This window comes from Streptomyces tritici (assembly GCF_048500665.1).
Lineage (GTDB): Bacteria > Actinomycetota > Actinomycetes > Streptomycetales > Streptomycetaceae > Streptomyces > Streptomyces tritici.
Window position 1 is genome coordinate 6,753,390 of record NZ_CP183183.1, and the last position, 17,885, is coordinate 6,771,274.

A 17,885-nucleotide genomic window follows, 5' to 3' on the forward strand; every position below is an offset into this window, starting at 1 on the left:
CCGCTCACGACAGGCGGTCCCGGCCGTGGTCGGCGGCGTAGGCGGCGAAGACGCGCTCGGGCGGCAGGCCCGCGCCCAGGAACCGTTCGTCCATGACGGCCGCCAGGTCCTCCAGGGCCGTGCGCAGCACGGCCGCGGACAGCCGGACGTCGGGATGGCGGGCGCGCGCCGCCTGGTCCGCCAGGCCGACGGCGTAGCCGAGCTGCCCCGGCAGGGAGGTGCGCTCGTCCACGTCGTAGAAGTAGTACGACTCCGGGTACTGGAGGAAGTCGACCGTCACCGTCGACAGGGCCGAGGCGAGACCGTCCAGGAGGGCCGCGCCCCCGTCCGAGTCGAGGGCCTGCGCCGTGGCCGGGCTGCGGCGCACATGGGACAGCCGCAGGGCGAGCGCCCTGCGACGGGCGAGGGCCGGGTAGATCCCGAGGATCCAGGCCACCGTCGCCGACAGCAGCGCGAAGCCCACGAGCGCCTCCACGGGCCCGAGGACGCGCAGCCAGCCCGTGGCCGGCGCGACGTCGCCGAGGCCGAGGGTGGCCAGGGTGACCAGGGACAGGTACAGGGCGTCGAGCGGGCCGGAGTGCTCCTCGGGGGTGAGGCCCGCGCTGTAGGTGAATCCGTCCGGCATGCGCGGCCAGTAGAGAAGCGCCCAGCCGACCGCCACGGTCAGCGTCCACAGCGCGACGACCGTCATCATGCCGATGGGCCCGGCGAGGCCCGTCGGCCGCAGCCGCCGGCCGAAGCGGGACGACAGCCGCCACACCGTCCGCATCGCCAGCCGGCTCAGGCCGCCGTGCCGCGTCGGATGCCAGAGCGTGTGGAAGACGTCCCGCAGCACGAACAGGACCAGCACGGCGCCCGCGCACGTCGACAGCCACGTCATGCGAGCGCCCGCCCTCCGGGGCGGCCCGTGCGCGCCTCGACCCGGTGCCGGACGACGGCCGTCAGCGCGGACAGCCGTGTCGACGGGGTGGCCGCCGGCGGTGTCGGACCGTCGACGCGCCGCGCCTCGTCGGGCAGTTCGGCGAGGTCCGCCTCGAAGCGGGCGCGGGCGGCGGCCAGGGTGTCCGGGGCGTCGGTGCGCAGACCGCCGCGCATCACCGTGCGCAGCAGCGGTTCGGTGCCCTCGGGCGGCTCCTCGTTCTCCAGACCGATCACGTCCCGCAGCCCGGGGCCGCGGAAGACCTGCTTGCGGCCCGGCGCCGTCGCCTTTCCCGGCGACAGCTTCATCACCGGCCGCCCGTCGTACTCGACCAGCTTGTACGCCGCGTCCAGGTACGGCGCGTCCGCGGCCGTGCCGACCTTCGTGCCCACGGCGTACGCGTCGATCGGCGCCCCCTGCCGGACGAGCCGGTCGACGGCGTACTCGTCGAGGCCGCCGCTCGCGATGATCCGCACGTCCGCGAGCCCCGCCGCGTCCAGCGCGGCACGGGCCCGCCGGGCCTGCGCGTCCAGGTCGCCGCTGTCGAGGCGGATCGCGCAGCCCGGGCCGAGCCGGAGGTCGCGCAGCACGCGCGCGGCCGTCGCCACGCCGGCGTCGGTGTCGTACGTGTCGACCAGGAAGGTCACCGGCCCGGGGTGGGCGCGGGCGAAGGCCCGGAAGGCCGCCTCCTCCGACGGGAACGCCTCGATGTACGAGTGCGCCATCGTGCCGGCGGCCGGGATGCCGAAGCGGCGGGCGGCGGCGACGTTGCTGGTCCCGGCGAAACCGACCAGCGCCCCGAGGCGCGCTGCCTGGAGCCCCGCCTCGGGGCCGTGGGTGCGGCGCAGCGAGAAGTCCACGAGCGTCCGCCCGGCGGCGGCGAGCACGCACCGGGCCGCCTTGGAGGCCACCGCGGTCTGATGGCAGACCAGGGACAGCAGGGACGTCTCCACGAGCTGGGCCTGCGGCAGCGGCGCGGTGACCTCCAGGAGCGGCTCCCCGGCCAGGACCAGCCGTCCCTCCGGCACGGCGCGGACCTCCCCGTCGAAGGACAGGCCGTGCAGCGGTTCGAGGTCCGCCGCGGGCCGGCGCAGCACCTCGGCGAACGCCTCCACGTCGGAACGGCCCACCCGGAAGCGGGCGAGGTGGTCGAGGGCCGGCTCCAGCCCCGCGGCGACGAGGAAGCCGCGCCCGGGCGGCAGCTCGCGCACGAAGAGACCGAAGGTGGCCTGCGCCCGCATGTCCTCCCGCAGGTACGACAGCGCCATCGTCACCTCGTACAGGTCGGTGCTGGTGACCTCGGACATGCTTCGAGCATGCGCGGCCGTCCCGCGGTCCGCACGGGGACGGGCCCGCGACGCCCCGCCCGGGTTGCGGCGGCCCGGGAGCGGGGAGGGACTCGGCGCGGACGTCGCCATGGAGGCGGTCGGCATCCCGGCGACCTTCGAGCTGTGCACCCGGACCGTCCGGCCGGCGGCCGGGTCGCCGACATCGGCGTCCACGGCAAGCCCGCGGAGCTGCACCTCGAAGACCTGTGGATCAAGGACGTCACCATCACCACCGGACTGGTGGACACCTCCTCCGCGCCGATGCTGCTGCGCATGCCGGCGGCCGGACGGCTGCCGGCCGGGGAACTGATCACCCACCGCTTCGAACTCGCGCGGATGGAGGAGGCGTACGAGGTGTTCGGCCGCGCGGCGGACACCGGCGCCCTCAAGGTCGCCCTCGGCGGCCCCGAGCACACCGCCGTGCAGCTCTCCGAGGCTCCGGAGTCCGGGTGACCCGCCGCCGGGGCCGGGGGAGGGGCCGGGGGAGGGGACGTCTGGCGCCGGGGCGGCTGGGTATCCGCCTCGTGACCGAGATCGGGCCGTACCGGAGGTGTGGGTGATGGGCGAGGTCCGGCTCTCGCCGCGCGAGCGGCGCATCCTGTCCGAGATCGAGGAGTCGCTCGGGCGCGACACGACGCTCGACCGCGAGCTGCGCACGATGCGCCGCAGTCTGACGGCCACGCGGTCCCGGCCGCCCCGGGCGCGGCGCCGGCTGCTCGCCTTCGGCGTGGCCGCCGCGCTGGCGACGGCCGCCACCTTGATGGTGCGCGCCGTCCAGACCGGCTCGCCCGCGCTGGTGTGGGCGTTCGCGGTCGTCTGGGCGCTCACGGTCGGCTGGCTGACCTGCCTGCTGGTCCGCTGGTGCCGGCGCTGCTCCGCACCCCGCCGCGGTCCCTGAACCGGCGGAGCAATGCGACGCCCGCCGTCCCTCCCGAAAGGAGGGACGGCGGGCGTCGTGCGGTGCGTTCGGTCCGGCGGTGCCGGTGTCGCTCACCATCGGTACCAGCGGCCCGATCCGCTGCGCAGCAGGAAGCCGAGCAGCCACAGGACGAGCAGGGCGATGGCGAGGTACCACAGCACCTCGACGGCGAACCCCGCCCCGAACAGCACCAGGATCACCAACAGGACGAGAAGAAGCGGGACCATGACGGAACCTCCTTGTGTCTCCGGCCCGGACGGACGTCGACGACGCCCGCTCACATCGGCGGCAGATCCTTCGGCCCGGGCTCCGCCGGAGGACCACCCGGTGACGTCCCGCCGCGGCCCATCGGGCCCGTGTCCGCGGAGCCGCTCGTCGCGTCCCCGGGACGTACGCGTCCCCGCCAGCCGCCCGTCGCCTCGCCGCGGCCCTCGATGTACTCCTTGAAGCGGTGCAGATCGCCCTCGACCCGGCTGTCGATCATGCCGACGGCCGACGCCGCCTTCTCGGCCAGACCCTCCGGCTCGACCTCCATCGCCAGCGTCACCCGCGTGTGCATGTCGTCCAGGCGCTGGAAGGTGACGACGCCCTTCTGCTTCGTGTCGCCGCCGACCGTGCGCCACGAGATCCGCTCGTCGGGAAGCTGGTCGACGATCTCCGTGTCGAACTCCCGGGTCACCCCGGCGATCTTCGTCCTCCAGTGGCAGTGCGTGTCGTCCAGCTGCTCGACCGACTCCACGCCGTCCATGAAGCGCGGGAACTCCTCGAACTGGGTCCACTGGTCGTAGACCTCGCGCAGCGGGGCGTCCACCTTGATCGTGTCGTGCACCATCTCGTTCATCTCCCTCGGCCTTGGCGGAGCACGGCCCGTCACGAGGACGGCCGGCTCCGCGCGTTGCCGTCGTGCGGGGCCATGGTGCGGGCCCCTGCACACGGCCCGGCGACAGTGCGGGTACCCGGGTAGGGCAGGCCCATGCAGTCCGGCACGGACAGAAGCCGCGAATCGTCGGGGCGAGCGTCACAGGACCCCCGCGGCGGTGCGCAGATCGGCGAGCAGTCCCGCGTACATCGCCTCCCGGTCCTCGGCCCGCAGCACCGCCGACGGGTGCACGGTCGCCAGCACCAGCGTGCCGTCCTCGGAGTCCGGCAGCGGCATCGGCGTGCCGCGGTCGGTGCCGACGCGGAACGAGGGGCCCAGCAGGGCGCGGCCCGCGGTCGCTCCCAGGACGATCACCAACTCGGGTTCGACCAGCCGGAGTTCCGCCATCAGCCAGGGCCGGCAGGCCAGGGTCTCGCGCAGGCTGGGCTGCTTGTGGATCCGTCGCTTGCCGGTCTCCTTGCGGGTGAACTTGAAGTGCTTGACGGCGTTCGTGACGTACACGCCGTCCTGGTCGATGCCCGCCTCGTCGAGCGCCTTGCGCAGCAGCCGCCCCGCCGGGCCGACGAAGGGCAGGCCCTCGCGGTCCTCCTGGTCGCCGGGCTGTTCGCCGACCAGCATCACCCGGGCGTGCGGATCGCCCCGCCCGAAGACGGTCCCGGTCGCGTCCCGGTACAGCGGACAGCCGCGGCAGTCGGCCGCGGCCCGCTGGTGCGCGGGCAGTCCGCCGCGCGCCGGCAAGTACGGCGTCGCGTCGTACCGCTCGCCCGTCTGGTCCCGTTCACCGGTCATGGGCGTCGCCTCCTCCGCCGCCCGGTCGGGTCTCTGCGGGGCGGGTGCCCGGACTGCCGGACCGCATGCCTGGCCCGCGGCGCGCGGGGTAGTCGCCGTGGCGTACCCGGAAGCCGACCGACGGCGGGAGGCCCTCATGCCGGCCCTTCGGAACCAGCCCTTCGCACCCTCGACCGCCGCCCCCGCGCGGCCGCCCGGCCCTCAGGAGGCGCCGGAGCCGACCGGCACCACCGAGGCGCTCGTCTCCCCGGTCGGTTCGCACAACGAGTGGGATCCGCTGGAGGAGGTCGTCGTCGGCCGGCTGGACGGCGCGATCATCCCGGGCCGTCATCCGGCCGTCACCTGCAACATCCCGCCCCGGGCCGCGCGGGCGACGGGACTGGCCTCGGGGTTCCGCTACCCCCGGGTGCTGACCGGCCCGGCGCAGGAGGAACTCGACGGTTTCATCGAGCTGCTGGGCTCGCTGGGCGTCACCGTGCGCCGGCCCGATCCGGTCGACCAGCGGCGCCGGTTCGGCACCCCCGACTGGTCCTCGCGCGGTTTCTGCACCGCCTGCCCGCGCGACTGCATGCTGGTGATCGGCGACGAGATCATCGAGACCCCGATGGCCTGGCCGTGCCGCTACTTCGAGACCCACGCGTACCGCTCGCTCCTCAAGGACTACTTCCGGCGCGGCGCGCGCTGGACGGCCGCGCCGCGACCGCAGCTGACGGACGAGCTGTACGACCCGGACTACCGGCCGCCGCGGCCGGGGGAGCCCCCGCGCCGCCTCGTCACCGAGTTCGAGCCGGTGTTCGACGCCGCGGACTTCGTCCGCGCGGGCCGGGACCTCTTCGTCACGCCGAGCAACGTCACCAACCGCATGGGCATCGAGTGGCTGCGCCGCCACCTCGGCCCCGGCTACCGCATCCACGAGTTCGAGAGCCGCTGCCCCACCCCGATGCACATCGACACCACCTTCCTGCCGCTCGCGCCCGGCAAGGTCCTGGTCAACCCCGAGTACCTCGACGTCGACCGGCTCCCCGAGGTGCTGCGCTCCTGGGACGTCCTGGTCGCCCCCGAGCCGCAGCCGATCGACGAGCCGCTGCTGCGGCTCACCTCGATGTGCGGGAAGTGGCTCAGCCTGAACGTGCTCATGATCGACGAGCACCGGGTGATCGCCGAGCGCCACCACACCGACATGCTCCGCGCGCTGGAGCGCTGGGGGTTCGAGCCCATCCCCTGCGACCTGATGCACTACGCGCCGTTCGGCGGCTCGTTCCACTGCGCCACGCTCGACATCCGCCGCCGGGGCGAACTGCAGTCGTACACCGACTGAACGCGGCCGCCGCGGCGGTCCCGTGCACGGCGGGGCCACCCGTTCGGCCGACCGGTGCGCGTGCGCGGCCCGCCTCCGGGCATGCATGGCACCGTGGCGATGATGCGAAAAGCAGCGGTGCGGGCGGGCGGCGTGCTCGCCCTGGCCGCCCTGTGCGCCTGCGGCGCACCGGCGGCGCGTGAGGACGGGGCGTTGCGCACGGGCCGGGCCTACGCGGCCGCGCTGTCCGCCCGGGACTACCCCGCCGCCTGCCGGCTGCTCGCTCCGGTGAGCCGGGAGCAGCTCGTGGCGGACGAGCAGGACCCCTGCGGCCCGGCGCTGCGCTCCCTGGGCCTGCCGGCGCCGGGTGCGGCGGACGGGGTGGAGGTCTACGGCCGGCAGGCGCTGCTGCGCATGAAGGGCGACACGCTCTTTCTCTCCCTGTTCGACGACGGATGGCGGATCACCGCCGCCGGCTGCGACCGGCAGGGCGGGGACCAGCCGTACGACTGTCTGCTGAAGGGAAGCGGATGAAGGTGATGTTCGTGGGCTGTCTGGTGACGATCCTGGCCGGGCTCGCCTACTTCACGGCGATGGGACTGATGCACCGGTGAGCCCGAAGGCCGACGGCAAGCACATCGGCTTCTGGGGGGCGAACGCCCTGTCCCTCGCGTTCGGCGCGGGGTTCTTCCTCGTGGTCGCCGCCCAGGCGGTCGCCGGGTACGCCGAGTTCAACGAACAGCTCGCCGTCGAGGGGCTCCAGCGGATCGGCTTCGGGGACTATCTGATGTCCTCCGACTTCGCCGTCGACGTCACCGAGAACTGGCAGTCCGAGTTCCTGCAGTTCTTCCTCTTCATCTTCGCCACCGTCCATCTGCTGCAGCACGGCTCGCCGGAGTCGAAGCCGCTGGACCGGGCGGGCATCGAGAGCGAGGAGTACCAGCGCATGGGCGATCACGCGCGGGAGGACTCGCCGCGCTGGGCCGGCACCAAGGACTGGCGCCAGACCCTGTACTCGCGCTCCCTCGGCCTGACCATGGCCGCGCTGTTCCTGCTGTCCTGGCTGGCGCAGTCGGTCGCCGGCGTCGCCGCGTACAACGACGTGCGCCTGAGGCAACTGCAGGAACCCCTCGACTGGGTCACGTACCTCGGCTCGGCGGACTTCTGGAACCGCTCGCTGCAGAACTGGCAGTCCGAGCTGCTGGCCGTCGCGACCATGGCGATTCTCTCCGTCTACCTGCGCCAGCGCGGCTCCCCGGAGTCCAAGCCGGTGGGCTCGCCGCACACCGCCACGGGTGTCGAGGGCTGAGACGCGGGGGCCGTGGGAGGCCCGGCCCGTTCCCGCGCCAACTGTCAGGAACCTTTACTAACCGGGTCCGGGCCCGGCAGTATGGCGTCCCCAACGACTCCCTCACCGGAGGTGGCGCATGACGCCCCGGCGCGTGATCCCGGTCGCTCTGGCGGCCCTGTCCGCATTCGCCCTCACCCTGCTCGCGCTGCTCCCCGCCCCGGCCGGCGCCGGGGAGACGGCCACCTGGACGCTCCGCTGGTCGCCCAGTGCGGCGAGCGACGGGCTGGGGGCCTTCGAGACCGTCGAGGACGACCGCGCGGACTCCCATCCCGGCGGTCAGCCGCACATCAAGGTCTCCGGCGACAACTATCGATTTGACATGCACATGGTAGACCGGGACATCGCGACCGACCGGCAGCGCCAGGAGGTGACCGGCAACCGCACCCCGTCCGGGTACCTCTCCTGGAAGCCCGGCGAGACCTGGCGGGTCACGTACTCCATGTACATCCCGAGCTCCCTCATGGCGACCACCACGTTCACCCACGTCATGCAGACCAAGCAGCCCGGACCCGGCACCTCCCCGATCACCGTGACCTCGCTGCGCCGGGTGAACGGCGTGCAGACCATCGAGCACAAGATCTTCGAGGGCGACATCCTCGTCGGCCGCACGGACCTCGCGCCGCTGCAGAACAAGTGGATCGACATCGAGTACGAGATGAAGATCGGCGACGGCACGGCCGGCTCCGTCCGCTGGGTCGTCAAGGACGGCGGCACCACCGTCGTGGACGCCAGGAAGACCGGCGTGGACACCTTCCTCGCCGACCGGGTCCGCCCCAAGTGGGGCATCTACCGCTCCCTCGGCGACACCTCGGGCTCGCTGCGCGACACCTACCTGCTGCTGCGCGACATGCGCGCCTACCAGCTGACCGGCACCGGCCCCGCCCCGACGCCCGGCCCCACGCCCGCCCCGACCCTGCTCTCCCAGGGCAGGCCCGCCACCGCCTCGTCCGTCGAGGCCGCCGGCTTCGAGCCCGGCCGCGCCGTCGACGGCTCGTCCGGCACCCGCTGGGCCTCCGCCGAGGGGGCCGACCCGCAGTGGCTGCGCGTCGACCTCGGCGCCCCGGCCGCCCTCGCGCGGGTCCGGCTCGACTGGGAGGCGGCCCACGCCCGGGCGTACCGCATCCAGGGCTCCCCGGACGGCGCCGCCTGGACCGACCTCCACTCCACCACCACCGGCGACGGAGGGACCGACGAGGTGACCGTGACCGGCACCGCCCGCTACGTCCGCGTGCTCGGCACCCAGCGCGGCACCCCGTACGGCTACTCCCTCTGGGAGTTCAAGGTGTACGGGACCCCCGCGGCCGCCGCGCCGTAGAGCCCGTCACTCGAACGCCGAGCGGTGGGCGAGGGCCCAGTCCCGGAAACTGCGGGGCGGAGTCCCGGTCACCTCCTCGACGGTCGGGTACACCCGGGACTCGTCGAGGGTGCCGTCGCCGTAGAAGCGGAAGAACGCGTGGATGTACGGCTCCGGCACCCCCGACGCGGCCATCTCGGCCCGGCCCTCCTCGTCCGACAGGGCCCGGAAGCGCAGCTCGCGCCCGAGCACGTCGCCCAGCACCTCCAACCGCTGCGCCGGCAGCAGCGGTTCGGGGCCGCTCAGCGGATGGACGCGCCCGGCGTGGCCATGGTCGAGCAGGGCACGGACGGCGACGGCGGCGATGTCGTACGGGTCGACGGAGGCGACCGGCACGGTGCCGAACGAGTCCCTGACGGTCGCGCCGGCGCGGAGCTGCGGCAGCCAGCGCAGCGCGTTCGACATGAAGGCGTTGGGCCGCAGGAACGTCCAGGCCAGGCCGGAATCCCGGACCGCCCGCTCGGAGTCGATCATGTACCGCGACAGGACGTTGTCGGTGTCGCTCGCGACGGTGGCGAGACTGGAGAGCAGCACGACCCGTTCCACTCCGGCCCCTCGCATCCGGGCCAGCAGACCGTCCATGTCGCGGTAGCCCGGGAGCAGGAACACCCCGCGGACGCCGTCGAGGGCGGGCTCCAGCGTGTCGGGCCGGTCCAGGTCGCCGACGGCCTCCTCGACGGCCGCCGGCCGCCCGGCCGGGTCGGCGGACCCCGCCGGACCGGAGGACCCGGACGGGCGGCGGACCAGCGCGCGGACGGGTTCGCCGGCGCGCACCAGTGCCCGGACGACCTCCGCGCCGACGTTCCCGGTGGCCCCGGTGACGAGGATCACGACAGCGTCCGGCCGAAGTGGGCGGCCACCGCGTCGACGGCGACGGAGACCTGCGGCTCGGTGTCGTAGAAGTCGAACTGGGTGCCCTGCGTCCACAGGATGTCCTTCGGCCCCGCGAGACCCGCGTGGAAGCGGCGGGCGCCCTCCGGGATCGCCGCGTCCTCGCTGTGCACGAGCAGGGTCGGCCGGTCGATCCGCGGCGCGAGGGCGACGGCGTCGTAAGTGAGCCAGTCCGCCCAGGACATGACGGCGAAGCGGTTCGGCCAGGCGGGGATGCCGCCGCGCTCGGGGTTGAGGTAGAAGTCGATGTCGTAGGGCATGGCGGCGCGTTCGTCCGTGGCGGAGACCACCGGCACGTAGTCGACCTCGCCCGTCTCCTCGTAGCGGGCACGGGCCTCGCGACCGGCCTTGACCCGTTCGGCCACCGCTTCCGCGCCGCCGTAGGCGTCCTCGCAGACGGCGGCGTCGTGCAGCCAGGGGGCCACGAGCGCCAGCGAGCGGACCCGGGGGTCGTGCGCGGTGTTGTCCGACATGTACATCGCGGCCGCGCAGATGCCGAGAGCGCCCAGCCGGCCGCCGTCGACGGCGTCGTGCGCCGCGAGGAAGGTGACGGCGTGGTGGATGTCCCGGACCTTGCGGGCCGGGTCCTCGACGTCCCGGGGCTCGCCGCCGGACTCGCCGAAGCCGGTGAAGTCGAAGGACAGCGCGGCGTATCCGCGGGCGGCGAGCCGCTCGGCGTACCGGTCGGCCATCAGCTCCTTGACGCTGGTCCAGGTGCCGGCGACCACGACGCCGGGCAGCGGTCCGGCGGCGTCCGCGGTGTCCGGCAGAAAGAGGTTGCCGGTCAGCTCGACGCCCTCGCTGTCGAAGGTGACCTTGTTCGTGCGCGTCATGCGTACTCCAACGTGGCTCGGGTGATCAGTCCGTCGGTGATGTCGAAGCGGTACCGGGCGCGGAAGCCGTCGCCGGCGCCGCCGGGGCGGAAGCGGACCAGCAGGGTCGTTCCGCCGGGGTGGGGCGTGTGGTCGAGCAGGGTGTAGGCGCCGCCGACGACCTCGGCCGCGGCCCAGTTCCGGATCGCGTCTCGGCCGCGGATCTCCCGTCCGACGTCGACGACCAGCCCGTCCGGGGCGAAGGCGGCCGCGACGGCGTCGGCGTCCCGGTTCGCCACGGCGTCGAGGTACCGCCGCGCGGCCGGATCCAGCGGGCCGCGCGGCGCGCCGGTCGCGGCGGACGGAGGCGCCGGCGCGCCGGACGACGGTACGGGCCCGGCGGCGCCCCGCCCCTTCCCGGAGGGCCCGGGCGTGCCGTCGCCCGTCGTGGTGCAGCCCGCCGTCCCCGCCGTGAGCAGCACCGCCGCCGCCGTCAGTGCGAGGCGCCGGGCGCTCATCGCTCGCCGTCGCTCCAGACGGCCGTCATCACCACGCCGGTGATGCGCCAGCCGTCGGCGGTGCGGGCCAGGTCGAAGCGGTAGGTGCCGCCGAGCGTCCACAGCGAGTCGTCGCTCTTGCGGTGCGTCGCCTGGAAGGACGCGGTGCACTCCGCGCGGTCGCCGTCGACGGTGACCAGGTGGTTGCCGAGAAGGTGCTGGGTGGCGGCGTACGCGCCCAGCCCCGCCCGCCAGCCGTCCACGATCTGGGCCGGCGTGAGGGTGACGGGCTCGCCGCCGTCGAGGCTGGTGTAGTCCAGGGTGGTCTTGTCGGCGAACACTCCGGCGAGGGCGTCCCAGTCGCGGTGATCGGCGTACCAGGCCATGCGGGTGCAGGTGTCGACGACGTCCAGTCGGTCCATTCGCTCCATGCGCGCCATCATCGCCAGCGGCCCGGCGCCATGGGGCGGGAAAGGCTGCACGGTCCCGTGCAGGATCATGCAGGCACGAGAGGGAAGGCACGTCCGAGGGCGCGCCTTCCCGGGGAGCGCGGGTCTAGGACGCGCGCTTCTTGGTGTCGTGGCCTGCCGACTTGGCACGGCGGGCGACCTTCTCCATGCCCTCACGTGCCTTGCCCGTCATCTTTTCGGCCTTGCCCTCCATCTCCTGGGTGGTGTCGTCGGTGGCCTTGCCCGTGGCCTCCTTCGCTTTTCCCTTGTTCTTCTGGACGTCGCCCTTGCGCATGACCGGTTCCTTTCGTCGCTGCCGATCCGTGGGTCAATGGACGCGGTCCTCCAGGACCTTGGTGATCGCCGTGGTGAAGGCGTCGAGGTCGCCGGGCCTGCGGGAGGTGATCAGCGGGTGGCCGCCGGAGGTGTCGACGACGACCTCCTCGTCCCGCCAGTTCGCCCCCGCGTTCTCCAGGTCCGTACGGAGCGAGGGGTACGAGGTGAGCTCGCGGTCCCGGACCACCCCGCTGTCCACGAGGAGCCAGGGGCCGTGGCACACCGCCGCCACCGGCTTGCCCGCCTCCGCGAAGTCCGCCACGAGCTTCCGCGCCCGGTCGTCGGTGCGCAGCCGGTCGGCGTTCACCGTGCCGCCGGGCACCACGACGGCGTCGTAGTCCCGTGCGTCGGCGTCGTCGAGAACGGTGTCCGGTTCGACGACGGCTCCCGGCCGCCGGTCCGAGACCAGGGTCAGGACGGGCTCGTTGCGGGGTGCGGCGACCGTGACGCGGGCGCCCGCCTTGCGCAGGGACGCCATCGGCTTGCTGAGCTCGTCCTGCTCCGTGCCGTAATTCGTGGTGAGGACCAGAACGTTCATTCCTTCGAGCGTCACGATGTCACTCCTTCCGGGTCACCGAGCCGGGCACCGGGCGCATCCGAGGTGCCGTGGGGACGGAACAAAAGGTACTTTCCGTGCGCCGCTGCCCGCATCGGCGGGGTTCATGCGCGGAACGTGTCCGGTCGTGCGACCGGCGAAGTAATCCGGAGGAACCGTGTCAAACCACCCGGTATCGGGAATGGTTCCGTCAGGACGCTCGACCGACGGACCCCGCCGCGGCCCTCGCCGCGGCGCAGCCCATCGCCACCGTCGAAGGAGCCTCATGTCCCCTGCAAGGGTTCGCCCCACCGCCCAGCAGTCCACCGGGCCGCCGGAGGCCGACGTGCCGGCCGCGGAGATCCGCCGCGAGGCGCTGAACGGCCTGCCCGAGATCGACCAGCCGACGGAGGTGTCCACGGACCGGGCCCAGACCCTCTCCGCGGCCCTCTTCCTCCGCCTGCGGGAACTGGAGGAAGGCACCCCCGAGCACGCCTACGTCCGCAACACCCTGGTGGAGCTCAACCTGAGCCTCGTGCGCTTCGCCGCCCGCCGCTTCCGGAACCGCCCCGAGCAGCGTGAGGACATCGTCCAGGTCGGCACGATCGGCCTGATCAAGGCCATCGACCGGTTCGATCCCCTGCGCGGCGTCGAGTTCTCCGCGTTCGCCCTGCCCACGGTCGTCGGGGAGATGAAACGGTTCTTCCGCGACACGAGCTGGGCCGTGCGCGTCCCGAGGCGCCTCCAGGAACTCCGCGTCGACATGGCCAAGGCCGCCGACGTCCTGGAACAGCGGCTCGGACACCGCCCGACCCGCGCCGAGGTGGCCGCCCACCTGGGCCTGCCCGAGGAACGCGTCGCCGAGGGCGAGCTCGCCTCGCGCGCCTACACGGCGCGCTCCCTGGAGGTCTCCGAGGACGCCGAGGACGGCCCCCGGGAGGGCTCCCGGCGCCTGGCCCGCGCCGAGCCCGCGTACGAGCTGATCGAGGACTTCACCTCCCTGAAGCCCCTGATCGCCCAGCTCGGCGAGCGGGACCGCCGCATCCTCTCCCTGCGCTTCGGCGAGGGGCTGACGCAGAGCGAGATCGGGGAACGGCTCGGACTCTCCCAGATGCACATCTCGCGGCTGCTCATCCGCATCCTCGAGCAGCTCCGGGCGGGCCTCCTCGACGACGGCCCCTGCCGCCCCTCCTCGGCGGGCGCGACGGGTCGCTGACCGCAGCCCCCAGGCCCGCCTTCCCGCCGGCCCGCGGTCTCCGCGGGCCGGCCCCTTGCCGTCGTGCGCCCGGCCGTCGCGACCGGAGCCGCAGGAGAGGGCACGCGGGACGGGTGGGGCCGCCGAGGGCGGGTAGTCGCAGGCCGACACGAGGAGCAGCCATGAAGATCCTGACGATGGGAGTCGAGGAGGAGTTCATCCTCGTGGATCGAGGCAGCCGTGCCCCGGTCGACCGCGGCCCGGAGGTCATCGCCGCGGCGCGCGGGGAACTCGGCGCACAGGTCCAGACGGAGTTCTTCAACGCCCAGGTCGAGACGGCCTCCCGGCCCACGGCCGCCTGCCGCGACCTGTACGACGAGCTGACCTGGATGCGGGGGGTCGTCGCCCGGAGCGCGACGCGGGAACGCTGCCGCCCCGTCGCCACAGGGGTGCCCGCCGTACCGCCCGAGCGGCCGCTGACGATCACCGAGACGGAGCGTTACCACACCATGGCCGACCGGTTCGCGTCCCGCTTCAGCAGGACGGACGGCGTGGTCTGCGGCTGCCACGTCCACGTCGGCACCCTGGACCGGGAACTCGCCCTCGCGCTGTCCAGCCGGATGGCGCCCTGGCTGCCGGTCCTCCAGGCCCTGACGGCCAACTCGCCCTTCGCCCGGTGCCGCGACACCGGCTTCGACAGCTGGCGTTCCGTCCAGTACGCCAGCTGGCCCACCGTGGGCCCCGCCCCGCACCTCGACGAGGCGCAGTACCTCGCGCATGTCGCCGAGCTGGTGCGCACCGGCGCCGTGCTCGACCGGCGCATGCTGTACTGGTACGCCCGGCCTTCCGAGCACGTGCCCACCCTGGAGATCCGGGTCGCCGACGCCAACGCCGACGTCCACACCGTCGTCCTGCTCGCCGCGCTCGTCCGCGGCCTGGCCTCGTCCCTGCTCGCCGAGGTGCTCGACGGCAGACGCGTGCCCCGGGTCCCGCTCCGCCGCCTCATGCTGGCCCACGAACTGGCCGCCCGGCACGGACTGTCCGGCTTCGGCATCGACCCGTACACCGGCCAGGCGCGGCCGGCCGTCGAGCTGGTCGACCGGCTCCTCGCCCGGGCCCGGCCGGGCCTCGACGCGGTCGGCGACACCGAGCACGTACGGCGCGAGTGGCAGCGGATCCGCGCCCACGGCGCCGGGGCGGCCCGGCAGCGCGCCGCCTACCGCAGGCACGGGCGGTTCACCGACGTGGTGGACGGGCTCGCCGCGCTGACGAGCACGGCCGCGTGACGCTCCCGGAGCGGACGCGACGGCGACGCTCCACCACGGCCCCACGACCACCACGACCCTGACGTCCGGAGAAGGAGAAGCCCATGACGTCCGCTGAAGGAGGACGCGATGACCGGTGACCGCACGGCGGACCGCGGCGTCGCCCTGTTCGACCTCGACGGAACCCTCGTCGACACCAACTACCTGCACACCCTCACCTGGTGGCAGGCGCTGCGCCGGTACGGCCACGACGTGCCGATGGCGCGGATCCACCGCGCCATCGGCATGGGTTCCGACCGCCTCCTGGACGAGGTGCTCGGCGAGGGGCGCCGGCGCGACGAGGACAAGGCCCTCTCCGACGCGCACGGCACTCTCTACGCGACCTGGTACGACGTCCTGCAGCCGCTGGACGGAGCCGCCGAGCTGCTGCGCGCGGTGGCCGCACGCGGCTGGCAGGTCGTCCTGGCCAGCTCCGCCTCCGAGGAGGAGGTGGCCGCGATCCGCCGCCGGCTCGACGCGGAGGACGTCATCGCGGCGGCCACCTCGGGCGGCGACGTGGACACCACCAAACCCGCCCCCGACCTCGTCGAGGCGGCGCTCGGGACGGTCGGCGCCGACCCGGACGACGCCCTCTTCATCGGCGACACGGTGTGGGACGTCGAGGCCGCCGGCCGTGCGGGCGTCCGCTGCATCGCCCTGCTGACCGGCGGCATCTCGCGCGCCGAACTGGAGGCCGCGGGCGCGGTCCTCGTCTGCCAGAACCCCCGTGAGCTGCTCCGGCGCATCGACGCCGGCCCGCTGTCCAGGCCGCCGTCGCGGTCCTGAGACCACTCGCCCCGAAACCGCGGATCGCCGCGGCGCACGTGCGGCCGGCCCGGGCGGAACCGGGCCGGCCGCACGTGCGCCGCGCGGGAGATCAGCGGGTGGCCAGGACGATGGCGTACACCGCGAAGAAGAGCGCCACGGCGACGACGATCAGACCCAGGACGAACAGCGGGCCGCCGGCCCAGCCGCGGGTCGGGCGCCGGTGCGGGCCGACGCCTGTGCTCGTCCCCGTCTCCGCGGGCGGCGTCTCGCCCGGAGGCACGCCGCCGCCGGGCTCGAGGCCCGGAGTGGTGCGGGGGTCGGGGTCGGGATTGCTCGGGACGGTCATGACCATCACCTCTCAGAGCACGTGCCCGGCGTGCCGGGCACGCACGCCTTGACGGGGAACCGGGCGGCGCCCCGTGGTCAGTCGGAGTCCGGGCGTCCCCGCTGGTCGGGAGGGACTCCGCCGCCCTCGCCGCCGCCGCGCTCGCCCTTGTCCGTGCCGTGCGGACGGCCGCGCTTCTCCGGCGGGCCCGACGACTGTCCGGCCTTCCGCGACGCGCTCTCCTGAGGGGTCGCGCCGCCGCGGCCGCTGCGCCGCTGCTGGGGTGTCTGCGGATTGCTCATCGCGGTCTCCTGCCGTCCGACGAAAAGGTTCCGTGGGGCGTCTGACCCGCCCGGCCGGTTTCATTCGTCCCGTCCGGGTAGCCGCGTGGGGAGTGAGCCATCCGCGAGCCATCGAAGAGCAGGAGGACGGCGATGACGCGTCAGCGCGGCAGCAACAAGTCCGGGCCCCGGCTGGACGACGAACGCAAGAAGGAGGTCGAGGGTCAGGTCCGTTCCGGGCACCCCACGCGGGCCGAGGAATGGCATGACCCCGAACCCCCGGTGGACCCGCCTCCCTACCAGAAGGAGGACGAGGAGTCCTAGCCGACGGCAGAAGACGCCCACAGGAGTGATCGCATGCGTCCGCATGCGATCACTCCTGTGTCTGCCTAGCCTGTTCGTTACGAGCCGGGGCGCAGCGCCGGGAACACCGGGTGCCCGTCGAGCGGGCACCGGTCGGCCGCCGGGGACGCGATCCGTCCGCCCCGGAACCGATCCCGGACTCGTTCCCGAAAGGACGCATGCAGCACGCCTCTCCGCACACCGGGCGAGCGGCCTCGGGCCGCCCTGCCCCGAGCACGCCGTACGGCCCCGTGCCGCCGGCCGGCGGAAGGAGACCGTCATGCTCATCAGCCACGTCGTCGAGGACGGCGTCCTCCATCTGTCGCTCCTGCGTGACCTCGACGTCGCGAGCAGGGCCGCGGCCGTTCTGGAGGCCGAGGCCCTCGTCCAGGCGCACCGCCCCCGGCTCGTCCGCGTCCAGCTGCCCACCTCCGATCCCTCGCCCGCGTCCCTGAGCGCCCTGTCGCGGGCCCGCCGGATCTGTGAGGAACTGGGCATACCGCTCACCGCCGTCGGCCCGCTGACCGCCCTCCACCGTCCGCAGAGCGGGGCGGCACCCTGACCCGGGGACCGGCTCGGACACACTGAGCGGACCCCGGAGCACACCCACCAGACCCCCGGCCCAGCGCCCGTGACCAGCGGTTTCAGGTCGCGGGCGCGGGGCAGCCGCGGGGTCGAGGACAAGAGGCAAGGGGGCGAGGCCGATGTCGACCGGAACGATTCTGGCCATCGTCATTCCCGCCGCCGTGGTGATCCTGCTGATCGCCGTGGCAGTGGTCCTGGACCGGCGGCGGCGAGGGCGGCTGCGCGAACAGTTCGGCCCCGAGTACGACCGCGCGGTCGAGGAGGCCGGCGGCCGGCGGGCCGCCGAACGGGACCTGGAGGAACGCGAGAAGCGCCATGCGTCCCTGGACCTCACGCCGCTGTCGAGCGGCGTGAAGGAGCGCTACGCGCGGGAGTGGCGGGGCGTGCAGGAGGAGTTCGTCGACCGGCCCCGCGACGCGGTGCGCGACGCCGACGTCCTGGTGACCTCGCTCATGCACGACCGCGGCTACCCCACCGAGAACTACGAGCAGCGCCTGCGGGACCTCTCGGTGGAGCACGGCCGCACCCTGGAGAACTACCGGGCGGCGCACGAGATCAAGACACGCAGCACGTCGGAGGATGAGGGCGTCACGACCGAGGAACTGCGGGGCGCGATGGTGCTCTACCGGGTCCTCTTCGACGACCTGCTCACGGACGGCTCCGGCGACGCCGGCCGCCCCGGCGAACCGCCCGGCCCCGACCGTCCGCCCGGCTCCGACCGTCCCTGA

24 protein-coding genes and 2 pseudogenes are annotated in these 17,885 nt (G+C 73.8%); 13 read left to right on the forward strand and 13 right to left on the reverse strand.

All coding sequences use genetic code 11. The annotated features are described in order from the left end of the window. Positions 1 to 4: 4 nt before the first annotated feature. Both ACNJ93_RS30980 and ACNJ93_RS30985 read right to left on the reverse strand, forming a co-directional pair. Positions 5 to 880, reverse strand: coding sequence for a potassium channel family protein (locus ACNJ93_RS30980; protein ID WP_418960777.1), 876 nt, complete (start codon positions 878 to 880; stop codon positions 5 to 7). After that, positions 877 to 2,226: a nicotinate phosphoribosyltransferase gene (locus tag ACNJ93_RS30985; RefSeq protein ID WP_418960778.1), complete on the reverse strand. Its 1,350-nt coding sequence runs from the start codon at positions 2,224 to 2,226 to the stop codon at positions 877 to 879. Before ACNJ93_RS30985 ends, ACNJ93_RS30980 begins: the two co-directional genes overlap by 4 nt. A gap of 85 nt (positions 2,227 to 2,311) precedes the next feature. On the opposite strand from ACNJ93_RS30985, the pseudogene ACNJ93_RS30990 reads away from it, so the two are divergent. Further along, positions 2,312 to 2,700 (forward strand): annotated as a pseudogene (locus ACNJ93_RS30990) (zinc-binding dehydrogenase); the annotation flags it as partial. A 106-nt stretch (positions 2,701 to 2,806) separates the two neighbouring features. Further along, the gene (locus tag ACNJ93_RS30995; protein WP_418960779.1) at positions 2,807 to 3,145 is read left to right on the forward strand and encodes a DUF3040 domain-containing protein; all 339 of its coding nucleotides are present in this window, start codon (positions 2,807 to 2,809) and stop codon (positions 3,143 to 3,145) included. 92 nt (positions 3,146 to 3,237) lie between these two features. Here the strand turns inward: ACNJ93_RS30995 and ACNJ93_RS31000 are convergent, their stop codons facing one another. The 3 genes from ACNJ93_RS31000 to ACNJ93_RS31010 all read right to left on the reverse strand — a co-directional run bounded on the left by ACNJ93_RS31000 (position 3,238) and on the right by ACNJ93_RS31010 (position 4,835). Next, positions 3,238 to 3,393, reverse strand: coding sequence for a hydrophobic protein (locus ACNJ93_RS31000; protein ID WP_418960780.1), 156 nt, complete (start codon positions 3,391 to 3,393; stop codon positions 3,238 to 3,240). Positions 3,394 to 3,443: 50 nt separating this feature from the next. Next, positions 3,444 to 3,998, reverse strand: coding sequence for an SRPBCC family protein (locus ACNJ93_RS31005; RefSeq protein ID WP_418961586.1), 555 nt, complete (start codon positions 3,996 to 3,998; stop codon positions 3,444 to 3,446). A gap of 186 nt (positions 3,999 to 4,184) precedes the next feature. Continuing rightward, the gene (locus ACNJ93_RS31010; protein ID WP_418960781.1) at positions 4,185 to 4,835 is read right to left on the reverse strand and encodes a UdgX family uracil-DNA binding protein; all 651 of its coding nucleotides are present in this window, start codon (positions 4,833 to 4,835) and stop codon (positions 4,185 to 4,187) included. A 136-nt stretch (positions 4,836 to 4,971) separates the two neighbouring features. Between ACNJ93_RS31010 and ACNJ93_RS31015 the strand changes: the two genes are divergently transcribed. The 5 genes and pseudogenes from ACNJ93_RS31015 to ACNJ93_RS31035 all read left to right on the forward strand — a co-directional run bounded on the left by ACNJ93_RS31015 (position 4,972) and on the right by ACNJ93_RS31035 (position 8,798). Further along, positions 4,972 to 6,153, forward strand: a complete 1,182-nt coding sequence (locus tag ACNJ93_RS31015; RefSeq protein ID WP_418960782.1) for an amidinotransferase — start codon at positions 4,972 to 4,974, stop codon at positions 6,151 to 6,153. Between the two features lie 81 nt (positions 6,154 to 6,234). Continuing rightward, positions 6,235 to 6,666, forward strand: coding sequence for a hypothetical protein (locus ACNJ93_RS31020; protein ID WP_418960783.1), 432 nt, complete (start codon positions 6,235 to 6,237; stop codon positions 6,664 to 6,666). A gap of 76 nt (positions 6,667 to 6,742) precedes the next feature. Next, positions 6,743 to 7,441, forward strand: coding sequence for a DUF6766 family protein (locus ACNJ93_RS31025; RefSeq protein WP_418960784.1), 699 nt, complete (start codon positions 6,743 to 6,745; stop codon positions 7,439 to 7,441). Positions 7,442 to 7,559: 118 nt separating this feature from the next. Further along, positions 7,560 to 8,348: pseudogene (locus tag ACNJ93_RS31030) on the forward strand (Tat pathway signal sequence domain protein); the annotation flags it as partial. Beyond that, positions 8,331 to 8,798: a discoidin domain-containing protein gene (locus ACNJ93_RS31035; protein WP_418961587.1), complete on the forward strand. Its 468-nt coding sequence runs from the start codon at positions 8,331 to 8,333 to the stop codon at positions 8,796 to 8,798. The pseudogene ACNJ93_RS31030 and the gene ACNJ93_RS31035, both read left to right, overlap by 18 nt. Positions 8,799 to 8,804: 6 nt before the next feature. Here ACNJ93_RS31035 and ACNJ93_RS31040 read toward each other — a convergent pair whose 3' ends face one another. The 6 genes from ACNJ93_RS31040 to ACNJ93_RS31065 form a co-directional block, all read right to left on the reverse strand. Next, on the reverse strand, positions 8,805 to 9,668 hold the full coding sequence (locus ACNJ93_RS31040; protein WP_418960785.1) for an NAD(P)H-binding protein: 864 nt from the start codon (positions 9,666 to 9,668) through the stop codon (positions 8,805 to 8,807). Then, positions 9,665 to 10,561, reverse strand: a complete 897-nt coding sequence (locus tag ACNJ93_RS31045; RefSeq protein ID WP_418960786.1) for an alpha/beta hydrolase — start codon at positions 10,559 to 10,561, stop codon at positions 9,665 to 9,667. The genes ACNJ93_RS31040 and ACNJ93_RS31045 overlap by 4 nt, the downstream gene beginning before the upstream one ends. After that, the gene (locus tag ACNJ93_RS31050; RefSeq protein ID WP_418960787.1) at positions 10,558 to 11,058 is read right to left on the reverse strand and encodes a nuclear transport factor 2 family protein; all 501 of its coding nucleotides are present in this window, start codon (positions 11,056 to 11,058) and stop codon (positions 10,558 to 10,560) included. Before ACNJ93_RS31050 ends, ACNJ93_RS31045 begins: the two co-directional genes overlap by 4 nt. After that, positions 11,055 to 11,468, reverse strand: coding sequence for a nuclear transport factor 2 family protein (locus ACNJ93_RS31055; protein WP_418960788.1), 414 nt, complete (start codon positions 11,466 to 11,468; stop codon positions 11,055 to 11,057). Before ACNJ93_RS31055 ends, ACNJ93_RS31050 begins: the two co-directional genes overlap by 4 nt. A 124-nt stretch (positions 11,469 to 11,592) precedes the next feature. Beyond that, positions 11,593 to 11,781 (reverse strand): CsbD family protein, encoded by a 189-nt coding sequence (locus ACNJ93_RS31060; protein ID WP_418960789.1) that lies wholly within the window; start codon positions 11,779 to 11,781, stop codon positions 11,593 to 11,595. A 33-nt stretch (positions 11,782 to 11,814) separates the two neighbouring features. Then, a complete protein-coding gene (locus ACNJ93_RS31065; RefSeq protein ID WP_418961588.1) occupies positions 11,815 to 12,360 on the reverse strand; it encodes a DJ-1/PfpI/YhbO family deglycase/protease in 546 nt (181 codons plus the stop codon). A gap of 283 nt (positions 12,361 to 12,643) precedes the next feature. Here ACNJ93_RS31065 and ACNJ93_RS31070 point away from each other — a divergent pair, with 283 nt between their 5' ends. The 3 genes from ACNJ93_RS31070 (at position 12,644) to ACNJ93_RS31080 (ending at position 15,642) form a co-directional block, all read left to right on the forward strand. Continuing rightward, entirely contained in the window at positions 12,644 to 13,573 is a 930-nt protein-coding gene (locus tag ACNJ93_RS31070; RefSeq protein WP_418960790.1) for a SigB/SigF/SigG family RNA polymerase sigma factor, read from the forward strand. A 161-nt stretch (positions 13,574 to 13,734) separates the two neighbouring features. Further along, the gene (locus tag ACNJ93_RS31075) at positions 13,735 to 14,838 is read left to right on the forward strand and encodes a carboxylate-amine ligase (protein WP_418960791.1); all 1,104 of its coding nucleotides are present in this window, start codon (positions 13,735 to 13,737) and stop codon (positions 14,836 to 14,838) included. A gap of 108 nt (positions 14,839 to 14,946) precedes the next feature. Next, on the forward strand, positions 14,947 to 15,642 hold the full coding sequence (locus ACNJ93_RS31080) for an HAD family hydrolase (RefSeq protein ID WP_418960792.1): 696 nt from the start codon (positions 14,947 to 14,949) through the stop codon (positions 15,640 to 15,642). Between the two features lie 91 nt (positions 15,643 to 15,733). Here ACNJ93_RS31080 and ACNJ93_RS31085 read toward each other — a convergent pair whose 3' ends face one another. After that, positions 15,734 to 15,970, reverse strand: a complete 237-nt coding sequence (locus tag ACNJ93_RS31085) for a DUF6480 family protein (protein ID WP_418960793.1) — start codon at positions 15,968 to 15,970, stop codon at positions 15,734 to 15,736. 77 nt (positions 15,971 to 16,047) lie between these two features. Continuing rightward, a complete protein-coding gene (locus ACNJ93_RS31090; protein WP_418960794.1) occupies positions 16,048 to 16,251 on the reverse strand; it encodes a hypothetical protein in 204 nt (67 codons plus the stop codon). A 132-nt stretch (positions 16,252 to 16,383) separates the two neighbouring features. On the opposite strand from ACNJ93_RS31090, the gene ACNJ93_RS31095 reads away from it, so the two are divergent. The 3 genes from ACNJ93_RS31095 (at position 16,384) to ACNJ93_RS31105 (ending at position 17,885) form a co-directional block, all read left to right on the forward strand. Further along, a complete protein-coding gene (locus ACNJ93_RS31095; RefSeq protein WP_418960795.1) occupies positions 16,384 to 16,554 on the forward strand; it encodes a hypothetical protein in 171 nt (56 codons plus the stop codon). A 298-nt stretch (positions 16,555 to 16,852) separates the two neighbouring features. Then, complete coding sequence (locus tag ACNJ93_RS31100; RefSeq protein WP_418960796.1) at positions 16,853 to 17,134, forward strand: hypothetical protein; 282 nt, start codon at positions 16,853 to 16,855, stop codon at positions 17,132 to 17,134. 142 nt (positions 17,135 to 17,276) lie between these two features. Continuing rightward, positions 17,277 to 17,885, forward strand: a complete 609-nt coding sequence (locus tag ACNJ93_RS31105) for a hypothetical protein (protein ID WP_418960797.1) — start codon at positions 17,277 to 17,279, stop codon at positions 17,883 to 17,885.